This is a genomic window from Achromobacter sp. HNDS-1 (assembly GCF_040084795.1).
Taxonomy (GTDB): domain Bacteria; phylum Pseudomonadota; class Gammaproteobacteria; order Burkholderiales; family Burkholderiaceae_B; genus Achromobacter; species Achromobacter ruhlandii.
Window position 1 is genome coordinate 5,091,513 of record NZ_CP157584.1, and the last position, 11,928, is coordinate 5,103,440.

The 11,928-nt window shown below is 69.1% G+C and carries 10 protein-coding genes; 6 read left to right on the plus strand and 4 right to left on the minus strand.

Translation table 11 applies throughout. The features are described 5' to 3' along the window. Positions 1 to 35: 35 nt before the first annotated feature. Positions 36 to 716, plus strand: a complete 681-nt coding sequence (locus ABFG95_RS23560; RefSeq protein ID WP_068959369.1) for a DNA-3-methyladenine glycosylase — start codon at positions 36 to 38, stop codon at positions 714 to 716. A gap of 14 nt (positions 717 to 730) precedes the next feature. Here ABFG95_RS23560 and ABFG95_RS23565 read toward each other — a convergent pair whose 3' ends face one another. Next, entirely contained in the window at positions 731 to 1,465 is a 735-nt protein-coding gene (locus tag ABFG95_RS23565; RefSeq protein ID WP_341461516.1) for a PhoP regulatory network YrbL family protein, read from the minus strand. A 205-nt stretch (positions 1,466 to 1,670) separates the two neighbouring features. Between ABFG95_RS23565 and rmuC the strand changes: the two genes are divergently transcribed. From rmuC to phoU, 5 genes are all read left to right on the plus strand, one after another. Continuing rightward, positions 1,671 to 3,020 carry a DNA recombination protein RmuC gene (rmuC, locus tag ABFG95_RS23570; RefSeq protein ID WP_231891745.1) on the plus strand — a complete coding sequence of 450 codons (1,350 nt, stop codon included), beginning with the start codon at positions 1,671 to 1,673 and terminating at the stop codon, positions 3,018 to 3,020. 99 nt (positions 3,021 to 3,119) lie between these two features. After that, positions 3,120 to 4,649, plus strand: a complete 1,530-nt coding sequence (locus ABFG95_RS23575; protein WP_054418333.1) for an amidase — start codon at positions 3,120 to 3,122, stop codon at positions 4,647 to 4,649. A gap of 54 nt (positions 4,650 to 4,703) precedes the next feature. Next, entirely contained in the window at positions 4,704 to 6,368 is a 1,665-nt protein-coding gene (locus tag ABFG95_RS23580) for an isovaleryl-CoA dehydrogenase (RefSeq protein ID WP_059269700.1), read from the plus strand. Between the two features lie 38 nt (positions 6,369 to 6,406). Continuing rightward, positions 6,407 to 7,087: a ribose-5-phosphate isomerase RpiA gene (gene rpiA / locus ABFG95_RS23585; protein WP_049072638.1), complete on the plus strand. Its 681-nt coding sequence runs from the start codon at positions 6,407 to 6,409 to the stop codon at positions 7,085 to 7,087. A gap of 163 nt (positions 7,088 to 7,250) precedes the next feature. Then, positions 7,251 to 7,976 (plus strand): phosphate signaling complex protein PhoU, encoded by a 726-nt coding sequence (phoU, locus tag ABFG95_RS23590; RefSeq protein WP_049072639.1) that lies wholly within the window; start codon positions 7,251 to 7,253, stop codon positions 7,974 to 7,976. 87 nt (positions 7,977 to 8,063) lie between these two features. On the opposite strand, the gene ABFG95_RS23595 is transcribed toward phoU, so the two are convergent. The 3 genes from ABFG95_RS23595 to argA form a co-directional block, all read right to left on the minus strand. Next, on the minus strand, positions 8,064 to 10,016 hold the full coding sequence (locus ABFG95_RS23595; RefSeq protein ID WP_278991944.1) for a phospholipase C, phosphocholine-specific: 1,953 nt from the start codon (positions 10,014 to 10,016) through the stop codon (positions 8,064 to 8,066). Positions 10,017 to 10,151: 135 nt separating this feature from the next. Next, positions 10,152 to 10,424, minus strand: coding sequence for an oxidative damage protection protein (locus ABFG95_RS23600; protein ID WP_006384045.1), 273 nt, complete (start codon positions 10,422 to 10,424; stop codon positions 10,152 to 10,154). 120 nt (positions 10,425 to 10,544) lie between these two features. After that, the gene (argA, locus tag ABFG95_RS23605; protein WP_049072641.1) at positions 10,545 to 11,903 is read right to left on the minus strand and encodes an amino-acid N-acetyltransferase; all 1,359 of its coding nucleotides are present in this window, start codon (positions 11,901 to 11,903) and stop codon (positions 10,545 to 10,547) included. Positions 11,904 to 11,928: the final 25 nt, after the last annotated feature.

The window sequence follows — 11,928 nt, forward strand, 5'->3', positions numbered from 1 at the left end:
GGGCCGACAAGGCATCGCGCGGCGCCGGCAAGGCGTTGCCCGATGCCTTTTTCAATCGCGATGCGCGCCAGCTGGCGCGCGAACTGCTGGGCAAGGTGGTGCGCCATCGGGTCGACGGCCTGTGGCTGTCGGCGCGCATCATCGAGACCGAGGCCTACTACCTGGAAGAAAAGGGCAGCCACGCCTCGCTCGGTTACACCCACAAGCGCCGCGCCCTGTTCATGGACGGCGGCGTGGTCTACATGTATTACGCCCGCGGCGGCGACTCGCTCAACTTCAGCGCCGGCGGTCCCGGCAATGCCGTGCTGATCAAGTCCGCCTATCCCTGGGTCGACGCCCTGTCCGGTCCCGACGCGCTGGCCCGCATGCAGGCCCTGAACCCCGACGCCCAGGGGCGGCCGCGGCCGCCGGGCCGGCTGTGCGCCGGCCAGACGTTGCTGTGCCGCGCGCTGGGTCTGAAAGTGCCGGACTGGGACGCGCGACGCTTCGATCCCGAGGCGCTGTACGTCGAGGACGTGGGCGAGTCGCCCCAGGTGCTCATCAGCACTACCCGGCTGGGCATTCCCGCCGGACGCGACGAACACCTGGAATACCGTTACGTCGATCCGGCCTACGCGGCGTGGTGCACCCGCAATCCCCTGCGCCGCGGGCAAGTGGCGGGGCGCGATTATCACTGGGTGGACCGCCAGGGAGCGCCGCTCAAGCGGACGCCCTGAGGAAGCGATTCAGGTCAGGTCTTGGGGCCGTCGGCCCGATTCGCCGCCCTGAGCGCCGCTTCGCGGGCGCGCCGGGCCATGGCGGCCCGCATGTCGGCGTACTTGCGCTGGATGCGCTTGCGGTTCAGGCGCTTGCTCCAGGCGTATACCGGCACCAGCGGCAGCACGCCGAAGCCGTCGATCAGGAACAGTCCCGACTTGCCGTCGGCATTCTGGCCACAGGCGATGTTGCTGGGCGACAGGTCGTGCAGCACCACGTGGGCGTCGGCCAGGTCCTCGACGAATTCGTCCAGTTGTGCCGACAAGGTGTCGTTCATCTTGCCCTGGCGCGCCAGGTCCGCCACCGTGGGCGCGATGTTGCCGGCCTCGTCCGTGATCTTCTCGACCAGCAGGCCCAGGCCCAGCGAGGTCTGCGCCACGCCCAGGATGCGCGCCATCGGCACCTGCCACACGCCCGACGGGCGCGTGGTGGTGGTGACGTATTCGGTGATTTCGTTCAGATAGACGCGGTATGCGCTTTCGCGCTGGTACTGCTTGTACCAGCGCTTGAACGGACGGGCTTCCAGGTAGACGGCGCGCGCCTGCATGTCCATGACCTTGACCAGCAGGGAGGGGGCATGGGGGTGCTGGAAGATGTGGCGGTCGCCCCCCATCGCGACCGGCGTCTCGTCATCGAGATCCAAGGGGCCGAAGACCGAGTCGAAGGCTACGGGGGGCGGACAGAACGTTGGGAGATCAGCTGTATTCAACTGTTTTTAAGGTTATAGGTAAGTTGTTAACAGTTTAATGCCGTTGCTTGCTTTTCGCCTTTAAAGCGGCCGGGAAGTCGTTTCCGATGACTACCGGGGCCGGATCACAGTCCTATAATTTCAGGCGCCCGGCGTGGGCGCGCGGCGTTTTGAAGGGGCCACTTTGTCGAATGATGTCTTGCTTTGGGTTGCCGCCGGCGGCGCGGTGCTGGCCTGCCTGATCGCCTTGCTGGCCTGGCTGTCGCGGCCGGCGCGCGACGACCGGCTCGATGCGTTGCTGGAAGGCCTGGAGCGCACCGAACGGGCCCTGCGCGCCGACATGGCGGAAAGCCAGCGCGGCCTGCGCGCCGAGTTCGCCGAATCCACTCGCGGTCTGCGGCAGGAACTGGCCCAGTCGCACGGCGACCTGCGCGCCGCCCTGACGCGCGATGCGCAGGCGGCGCGGGCCGAGTCGGCCGAGTCGCTGGCGCGTTTCGCGGCCGGTTTCGGCGAACAGCTGCAGGGCCTGATCCAGATCAACGAGCGGCGCCTGATGGAGGTTCGAACCACGGTTGATCAGCGCCTGCAAGCGTTGCAGAATGACAACAGCGCCAAGCTCGACGACATGCGCCGCACCGTCGACGAAAAGCTCCACGCCACGCTCGAGCAGCGCCTGGGCGAATCCTTCAAGCAGGTATCGGACCGCCTCGAAGCCGTTCACAAGGGCCTGGGCGAGATGCAGGCGCTGGCCGCCGGCGTGGGCGACCTCAAGCGTGTGCTGACCAACGTCAAGTCGCGCGGCACCTGGGGCGAGGTGCAGCTGGCAAGGCTGATCGAAGACAACATGACCCCCGAGCAGTACGCCGCCAACATCAAGCCGGTGCCGGGCAGCGACGCGGTGGTCGAGTTCGCCATCCGCCTGCCGGGGCGGGGCGATGGCGGCGCGCCGGTCTGGCTGCCGATCGACGCCAAGTTTCCCAAGGAGGAATACGAGCGCCTGATGGATGCGCAGGAAGCCGCCGACGCCGAGGGCGTGAAGGCGGCCGGCGCCGCGCTGGGCAAGGCGGTCGAACTGCAGGCGCGGCTGATCGCCAACAAGTACGTGGCGCCACCGCACACCACCGATTTCGCCATCATGTTCCTGCCGACCGAAAGCCTGTATGCCGAAGTGCTGCGGCGTCCGGGGTTGCTGGACCGCCTGCACGACCTGCGCATCAACGTGGCCGGTCCCAGCAACCTGGCGGCGCTGCTCAACAGCCTGCAGATGGGCTTTCGCACGCTGGCCATCGAGCAGCGCTCATCCGAGGTCTGGCAGGTGCTGCGCGCGGTCAAGACCGAGTTCGGCAAGTTCGGCGACGCGCTGGCCGGCGTCAAGAAAACGCTGGACACCGCCAGCAGCAAGATCGGCCAGACCGAGGTGCGCACGCGCGCCATGCTGCGCAACCTGAAAAGCGTCGAGGCCTTGCCCGAGGCCGAGGCGCTGCGCCTGCTGGGCGCCGAGGGCGTGGCGGTCGACGATGGCGCGGACGATCCGGCCGCCAGTGAGACGCCCGCCGCGTCCGGTTCCGGCCCCTGATCCGCGCGCGGGCCGCCGGGTTCGGCTTGTGACCCGGCCACTCTGTCGATATCCTCGTACTTGCGGCATTCCGCCGTCGATATCTGGAGCATCGTAAGCATGGGCACGGCTGACCGAGTTGATTCCTCTTCCTTCGACGCGATGGCGCTGGGCGCCGATATCGCCCAGGGAGCCACGACGGCGCTTGCCGCGATGCAGCAGGCGGTGGAACGGGTGGCGGCGCGCAACCCGTCGATCAACGCGGCCTGCGGCGTGCGTGCCGAACTCGGCCTGGACCTGGCGCGCGCGCTCGACGATGAGCTGGCGACCCTGTCTTCCGCACAGCGCCTGGCGCTGCTGCGCGAACGTCCGTTTCTGGGCGTGCCGACGCTGCTGAAGGACCTGGGCACCGCCGCGCTGGGGCTGCCCAGCGCCATGGGCTCGGTGCTGTACGGCCAGGTGGAATGGAGCGTCGATGCCGAGATCGTCAAGCGCTACCGCCGCGCCGGCCTGATCCCGTTCGGCCGCAGCACCAGCGCCGAACTGGGCCTGAGCCCCACCAGCGAATCGCCCGTCTACGGCGCGCCCACCCAGAACCCCTGGAAGGCCGGGCACAGCGCTGGCGGCTCCAGCGGCGGCGCGGGCGCGGCGCTGGCCAGCGGCATGGTGCGCATCGCCCACGGCAGCGACGGCGGCGGTTCGATCCGCATCCCGGCCTCGTGCTGCGGCGTGCTGGGCCTGAAGCCCTCGCGCGGCATGATGCCGCTGGGCCCGCTCAAGGGCGAGGGCTGGGGCGGCCTGGCCACCGAACACATGATGACGCTGTCGGTGCGCGACTGCGCGGCGGCGCTGGATATCAGTGCCGGCGCCGACGTTGGCGCGCCCTATGCGGCGCCGGCCAGGCCGGGCGAATCCTATCGCGACATCGTGGCGCGGGTGTCGGCCGATCCGCGCTCATCGCCGCGCCGCCGCATTGCCTATATCAACACCACCTACGAAGGCGAGGCGATCCATCCCGAGGTCGCGGCGGCGGTCGACGAGGCCGCGCGCCTGTTCGCCGGCCTGGGCCACGAACTGGTGGTGGCCGCGCCGCCGGTGGGTTCCGAGGAGGTGCTGTCGCCGATGCTGCCGCTGATCGCCAGCGCCGCCGCCAATGCCATCGACAGCTTCGTCGGCGCGCGCAATCGTCGCCTTGCCGCGGACGAATTGCAGCCGACCACGCTGGGCGCGCGCGAGTACGCCCGCGCGATTTCCGGCGCGCAGTACGTGGCTTGCGTCGATACCTGCCACGAGATCACGCGCCGCATCGGCCGCTTCCTGCATCGCGAGGGCACGCAGGGCCACGACCTGTTCCTGTCGCCGGTGCTGGCGCAACCGCCGGCGCCCATCGGCCGCTATGCGATGGACAACGCCGATTATCTGGCCTATCGCCTGGGCAAGAAGGGCGTGATCGGCTATTCGCCGTTCGCGCCCCTGGCCAACCTGACGGGCATGCCCGCCATTTCCATTCCGTTCGGCCTGTCGGCCGACGGCCTGCCGATCGGCATCCAGGTCATGGGCCCGCTGGGCAGCGAGGCCTGGCTGCTGGAACTGGCCGCCCAGGTCGAGGCCCTGCGGCCCTGGCAGCGGGTGGCGCCCATCGCCAGATAGGCCCGCGGGCGGGGCGCGCCGAGGTGCACGGCGCATCAACGAAGAGGAGCCAGCATGCCGTCGTTCGTGACCCACACCGTACTCAACCAGGTCCCGCCCCTGGAGGACTATTCGCTGTTCGAGACCGACCCGGCGTTGCGCGAGGCGGCGGTCCGCGAGGGCGCCGGCGCCTGGCTCGGCGACCTCGGCGCCCATGGGGCCTGGCTCGGCCGCGCCCAGACCCTGGCCGCCGGCGTCGATGCCAACCGCTATCCGCCGCGCCTGCAGGCCTATGACCGGACCGGCCATCGCATCGACCACGTCGATTTCCATCCCGCCTGGCAATTGTTGATGAGCGGCATCGTGGCGCGCGGCCTGCACAGCCGCGCCTGGGCCCAGCCGGTGCCGGGCGCGCAGGTGGCGCGTGCGGCGGCCTACCTGATGCAGGGCCAGGTCGAAGCCGGCACGCTGTGTCCCACCACCATGACCTTTGCCGCCGTGCCTTTGCTGCAACGCGAGCCGGCGGGCGTGATCGACTACACCGGCGACTGGCTGCCCGCGCTCTATTCGCGCGAATTCGACGGCGCCGACGCGCCGCTGGCCGGCAAGCGCGGCGCGCTGATCGGCATGGGCCTGACCGAGAAGCAGGGCGGCTCCGACCTGCGCGCGGTCACGACACGCGCCGCGCCGCTGGGCGCGATCGGGCGCGGTTGCGCCTATTCGCTGGTGGGCCACAAATGGTTCTTCTCGGTGCCGCAGGCCGACGCCCATCTGGTGCTGGCGCAGACCGACGAGGGGCTTAGCTGCTTTCTGGTGCCGCGCTGGATTCCGGATGGCCCGCGCAACGCGGTCCGCATCCGGCGCCTGAAGGACAAGCTGGGCAATCACAGCAATGCCAGCGCCGAGGTCGAGTTCGAGGACGCGTGGGGCGTCATGGTCGGCGAACCCGGGCGCGGCCTGGCGGTGCTGCTGGAGATGGCCGCCACCACCCGCCTCGATTGCGTGCTGGGCAGCGCCGCGTTGCTGCGCCAGGCCCTGGTGCAGTCGCTGCACCATGCCTGCCACCGCCAGGCTTTCGGCAAGCCGTTGCTGGCGCAGCCGCTGATGCGCAATGTGCTGGGCGACCTCGCGCTGGAGTCGGAAGCCGCCCAGGCGCTGGCGCTGCGCCTGGCGCGTGCGGTGGACGAGCGCGGCGACGCCGGCGCGCGCGCCCTGGCGCGGGTCGGCACGCCGGCCGCCAAGCTGTGGGTCTGCAAGCGCGCGATCGCGGCGGTGGCCGAATGCATGGAGGCCTGGGGCGGCAACGGCTATGTTGAAGAAGGCCCGATGCCGCGCCTGTACCGCGAAACGCCGGTCAATTCGATCTGGGAGGGCTCGGGCAACGTCATGGCGCTGGACGTGCTGCGCGCGCTGCAACGCGAGCCCGAGGCGCTGCCGGCGCTGGAAGGCGAATTCGCGCCCGCCAGCGGCCGCTACCCGGAATTCGATGCGGCGCTGGCGCGCTGGCGCGCGCTGCTGGCCGATGCGGGCCAGGCCGAGTTCCAGGCCCGTCGCATTGCCTGCGGCCTGGCGCGCCTGTGGCAGGCGGCGCTGCTGATCCGGCACGCGCCCGAGCCGGTGGCGCAAGGCTTTGTCCACAGCCGGCTGGGCGCGGCGGGCGGCGTGTTCGGCGAGCTGGCGGCCGGCGCCGACGTGGCGGCGGTGCTGGCGCGGGCCTGGCCCGCCGCGGCCGCATGCTAAATTTCCCGGCTTCACCCACCTTTTTTGCGCACTCCGCCATGCTCTCGCAACAAGAACTCAAGCAACAAGCCGCCGACGCGGCCCTGGAACTGGTTGAACAGGTCGCCGGACCCGATGTCATCATCGGCGTCGGCACCGGTTCCACGGCCGATCTCTTCATCGACGGCCTGGCGCGTTTCAAGGGGCGGATCGCTGGCACCGTGGCCAGTTCCGAGCGCAGCGCCGCGCGCCTGGCCGGCCATGGCCTGAAGGTGCTGGACCTGAACGACGTGACGTCGATGCCGATCTACGTCGACGGCGCCGACGAGATCGACGCCAACCTGCACATGATCAAGGGCGGCGGCGGCGCGCTGACGCGCGAGAAGATCGTGGCTTCGGTGGCCGACCGCTTCATCTGCATTGCCGACGAATCCAAGCTGGTCGATGTCATGGGCAAGTTCCCGCTGCCGATCGAGGTCATCCCGATGGCGCGTGAAGCGGTGGCCCGCGCCATGACGGCCATGGGCGGCCAGCCGCGCTTGCGCGAAGGCTTCGTGACCGACAACGGCAACATCATCCTGGACGTCTCCGGCCTGTCGATCACCGACGCCACCGGCCTGGAAGCCCGCATCAACAACCTGCCGGGCGTGGTCACCTGCGGCCTGTTCGCCATCGCCGGCGCCGACGTGGCGCTGCTGGCCACCCAGGGCGGCATCCGCCGCCTCGATCGCCGCGCCTGAGTGCGTCCAGGGGCCGGATCGCGCGCGCTTGCGGGCGCTCCGGCCGCGATTCATAATCCTGTCACACTTGGGTCATAACCTTGCCGGTTGTGCAGGCCCATACTTGATTGAAACGCTTTCATATCGGGGCAATGCAATGAGACCAACCACGCAGGGAGCCCGGATGACGGAGCATACAAACAAGCAGTTCGACGCTGATCTGGAAAGCGTCCGTTCGCAATTCTTGCAAATGGGCGGCGTGGTCGAGGCCATGATCCAGGAGGCCATCGACGCGCTGGCCAGCGGCGACCTGACGCTGGTTGAAAAGGTGCGCGAACGCGAAAAGGAAGTCAATCGCCACGAAGTGGAGATCGACGAAAGCATCAGCCGCATCCTCGCCCGCCACCAGCCCACCGCCATCGACCTGCGCATGCTGATGGCCGTGTCGAAGATGCTGACCGACATGGAACGCTCCGGCGACGAGGCCGAGAAAGTGGCCACGGTGGCGCGTCGCATCCACGAATCGGAAGTCCGTCACATCCCGGTGATCGAGCTGCGCCACATGGCCTCGAACGTGCGCACCATGCTGCACCAGGCGCTGGACGCCTTCGCCCGTCTCGATCCCATCCTGGCTGCCGCCGTCGTGCGCAGCGACAAGGAAGTGGACAAGGAATGGAAGGGGGCGCTGCGCCATCTGATCACCTACATGATCGAAGATCCGCGCACGATCTCGCGCGCCATCGACATGATCTTCATCGCCCGCGCGCTCGAACGCATCGGCGACCATGCCAAGAACATGTCCGAACGCGTGATCTACATGGTCAAGGGCGCCGACGTGCGCCACACCGGCGTCAAGAACACCGAGCGCCTGGCGCGCGGCGAAGAAGACACCCCCGAACAGGACGACTGATCGCCGCGGCCGCCCGGTTGCCCGCCGTCAGGCAACAAAAAAACCCCAAGACGCCTCGGCGCTTGGGGTTTTTCGTTGCGCGTGCGCCTACAGCGGCAGTTCGGCGCCCTGGCACAGCCGTGGATCCGGCACGCCGGACTTGCCCGCGTTGATGCGGCCAGCCAGGCGACGGCCGAAGGCCGGCAGGCCTTGGGCACCGACCTCCAGGTCGTACCAGCCCTCGCAGCCGGCGTACTTCAGTTCCAGCGCGCCACCGGCCTGCACGTGGGCCATGGCGCGCCAGCCATCGCCCATGCGCGATTCGACCTGCACGGGCAGGGGCGTGTCGCCGTGGTTGACGAGCCGCAGGCGTACGCCCGAGCTTACCGGCACCAGTTGCGCCTCCAGCAGGCCGGCATCCCGCGCGTCGCCGCGAAAACGCCGATGAAAGCCGTCCGGGCCGAGCAGCCACAGGTCGTAGGCGCCCTCGGCATCCAGGCGCCAGCCGTCGTCCAGCCGCGCGCCGGCGCCGATGGTGTAGCGGCGCGGGGCGCGCTCGAGCGCGAGGCGGTCGTACACATGCAGCACCGCGCCCACGGTGCCGGGGTTGCGGAAGGTCAGGCGGTAGTGTTCACCGTCGGCGGTCATGCGGCCCACGGCCTCCAGCGCATAGGGCAGGGCGCAGGCGTGGCGCACGCTGTCGGCGTGCAGCGCGGCGCGGTCGCCGGCGAAATCGAAGGCAGAGGTCAGGTCGCCGGCCACGGCGCGGCGCCAGGCGCTGATGTTGGGTTCGGCCACGCCGAAGCGGGCTTCGAGAAAGCGGATCACCGAGGTGTGGTCGAACACCTGCGAATTGACCCATCCCCCACGGCTCCAGGGGGATACCACCAGCATCGGCACGCGCGGACCCATGCCGAAGGCGCGACCATGCAGCGCCGGGGGATCGTCCGGCGTGGCCGCGCTGGGGCCGTGGCGCGTGTCGTGGTATTCACCGTCCAGTTCCACGGTGGACAGGCCGCCCGAGCGGCCATCGGCGTCGCGCGCCGGGGGGGCGGGCGGCGGCATGTGGTCGAAAAAGCAGTCGTTCTCGTCGTAGGTGACCAGGAACACGCAGCCGCTCCAGACGGCCGGGTTGCGCGTCAGGATATCGAGCACGCGTTCGGTGTAGGCGCCGCCCTGGCGCGGCGACGAGACCTCGGGATGTTCGGAGTCGGCGGCGGGGGCGATGATCCAGGAGACCTGCGGCAGCGCGCCCTGTTCCACGTCGCGCGCCAGGTCGTCCAGGGTGTGGGTGGACAGGCCCCGGTCGCGCAGCGGCGCGTCGGCGCCGCCGGCATCGTGCTGGCGGCGGTACTGGCGGAAGCCGGCGAGCGGATTGTCGTGGAAGTTGTCCGCCATGTCCTGGTAGATGCGCCAGTCGATGCCGGCGGCCTGCAGGCGTTCCGGGTAGGTGGTCCAGCCGTAGCCCTGGTCGGCCGGCCCAAGGCGGTCGAAAGTGTTGACCAATGCCGGGCCGCCCGCGCGGCCCAGCGGGTCGTTGGTGCCGGTCCACAGGAACAGCCGGTTCGGATTGGTGCCTGCCTGGATCGAGCAGTGGTAGGCGTCGCACAGCGTGAAGGCGTTGGCCAGCGCCGTCTGGAATGGCACCTCGGCCGGGCGGTAGGCGCCCATGCCGAGGCGGCGCTTGGCGACCAGCCATTGGTCCATGCGGCCATCGTTCCAGGCGCGCTGGGCGTCGTCCCAGGTATGCGGGGTGATGTAGCCCACGGGCGTGTCGCTGGCGTACTCGCCCTGCAGCGCATAGGGCCGCGCGCGCTCGGCGCCGTCGGCTTGTGTCAGGACGTCGCCGGCCTTGGTGGGCGCCGGATGCGGGTCGGCAAAGCCGCGCACCCCCGCCAGGCCGCCGAAATAGTGGTCGAAGGACCGGTTTTCCTGCATCAGGATGACGACATGGCGCACGTCGTTGAGCGTGCCGTGCTTGCGATCGGGGGCAACCGCCAGCGCGCGCCGGATGGTCCGGGGCAGGTCGGAGGAAGAGGCGGAACTCGGATCTTCTTTCATGACAGCGTTAATACGGCCAGCAATGACGGAATCTTAAGCCAGGCCCGGGCGGCGCCACGGCGGCCGGCCAGAAGCAAGAAGCCCCTCGCGGACGAGGGGCTTCGCAGGCGTGCCGCGCATGGCGGCGCGGCGGCATCAGGCCGAGGGCGGAACGTAGCCCTGGGCTTCGACGCTGCCGTCCTCGAACAGGAAGCGTTCCATCTGCTGTTGCAGGTACTTGCGGGCGCGGGCGTCGGCCAGGTTCAGGCGGTTTTCGTTGACCAGGCGGGTCTGCACCTGCTTCCACTCTTCCCAAGCTTCCTTGGAAATGCTCTGCCAGATGCGGGTGCCGAGTTCGCCGGGGTAGGGCGGAAAATCGAGCCCTTCGGCTTCACGCTTCAATTTCACACAGTTGACGGTACGGGCCATGGTTCGCTGCCGGAAAGAATGGGTAATGCGCCATTTTAGCGGGCTTGGCGCCACAAGGCCGCCAAGCCCCTGCGGGCACTGCGGGTAGGGCCCCCAAAAAACCGCGGGGGCGGGCCCGCATCACAGCTTCTTGATGAACACCAGGCTGTTGCGCGAGCGGTTGTAGTTGTTCTGCTTTTCGCGCGGCAGGTCGGTGATGCCGCCCTGCACGAAGCCGCGCTTCATGAACCAGTGCGAAGTGCGGGTGGTCAGCACGAACAGCCGCTTGGCGCCGCTGGCGCGGGCGCGCGATTCCATGTGGCGCAGCAGGATCTCGCCCTCGCCGGACCCCTGCCATTCGGGGTGCACGATCAGGCAGGCCATCTCGGCCATGTGATCCTCGGGGAAGTTGTGCAGCGTCGCGCAACCGTAGATCACGCCGTCGTGCTCGAGCACGGTGAAGTTCTCGACGTCGCGCTCGATCACGCTGCGTGGGCGCGGCACCAGCGTGCCGTCGGCTTCCAGCGGCTCGATCAGGCTGAGGATGGCGCCGACGTCATCCAGCGTAGCCGGGCGCAGGTCGTCCAGCGTGTCTTCGACCACCATGGTGCCGACGCCATCGTGGGTGAAGATTTCCAGCAGCACGCTGCCGTCCAGCGAGAACGGCACCAGGTGGGCGCGGGCCACGCCGCGCTTGACCGCCAGCGACGCGTATTGCAGGTAGGCGCCGGTTTCCTCGTCCAGCGAGCCGGCCGCCAGCAGCGCGTCGGCGTCGACCCGGGCCAGCTCGGTGTCGACCGAGCCGTCTTCGTTCAGCACGCCCTGTTCGCTGGACAGGAAGATCAGCTTTTCGGCGCGCAGCGCCACCGCCACGCTGGTGGCCAGGTCTTCCATGGCCAGGTTGAAGGCGTCGCCGGTGGGTGAGAAACCCAGCGGCGACAGCAGCACCACCGACGAACCCTTCTCGATGGCGAACTTGAGCGCGTCGACGTCGATCTTGCGCACCTGGCCGGTGTGCTTGTAGTCCACCCCGTCGAGCACGCCGGTGGGGCGGGCGGTGACGAAATTGCCCGAAATGACACGGATGTGCGCGTGCGACATCGGCGTGTTGGGCAGGCCCTGGCTGAAGGCGGCCTCGATGTCCAGGCGGATCTCGCCGGCGGCTTCCTTGGCGCATTCCAGCGCGGCGGCGTCGGTGGGCGCCAGGCCGCGGTCGAATTGCTGGGTGAAGCCCTTCAGGCGCAGCTGTTCATTGACCTGGGGGCGCGAGCCGTGCACCAGCACCAGGCGGATGCCCAGCGACGACAGCAGCGACAGGTCCTGCACCAGCGCGTTCAGCGCCCCGGCCTGCACCAACTCACCGCCAAACGCCACCACGAAGGTCTTGCCTCGGAACGCATGCACGTAGGGCGCGACGTCTCGGAACCATCGGACGAACTGGGCAGGGGCGAATTCGGGGGCTTCAAGGGCGGAGACGGTGTCTGGTTCCAGGTCGGGCATGATGGGCGGGGCAATTCCTGAGAGT

What these genes read in the sequence shown, in the direction of transcription:
- ABFG95_RS23600 (WP_006384045.1), bottom strand. Translation starts at nt 10,424, where the DNA reads ATGGCCCGTACCGTCAACTGTGTGAAATTGAAGCGTGAAGCCGAAGGG.
- ABFG95_RS23575 (WP_054418333.1), top strand. Translation starts at nt 3,120, where the DNA reads ATGGGCACGGCTGACCGAGTTGATTCCTCTTCCTTCGACGCGATGGCG.
- ABFG95_RS23595 (WP_278991944.1), bottom strand. Translation starts at nt 10,016, where the DNA reads ATGAAAGAAGATCCGAGTTCCGCCTCTTCCTCCGACCTGCCCCGGACC.
- argA (WP_049072641.1), bottom strand. Translation starts at nt 11,903, where the DNA reads ATGCCCGACCTGGAACCAGACACCGTCTCCGCCCTTGAAGCCCCCGAA.
- ABFG95_RS23580 (WP_059269700.1), top strand. Translation starts at nt 4,704, where the DNA reads ATGCCGTCGTTCGTGACCCACACCGTACTCAACCAGGTCCCGCCCCTG.
- phoU (WP_049072639.1), top strand. Translation starts at nt 7,251, where the DNA reads ATGACGGAGCATACAAACAAGCAGTTCGACGCTGATCTGGAAAGCGTC.
- rpiA (WP_049072638.1), top strand. Translation starts at nt 6,407, where the DNA reads ATGCTCTCGCAACAAGAACTCAAGCAACAAGCCGCCGACGCGGCCCTG.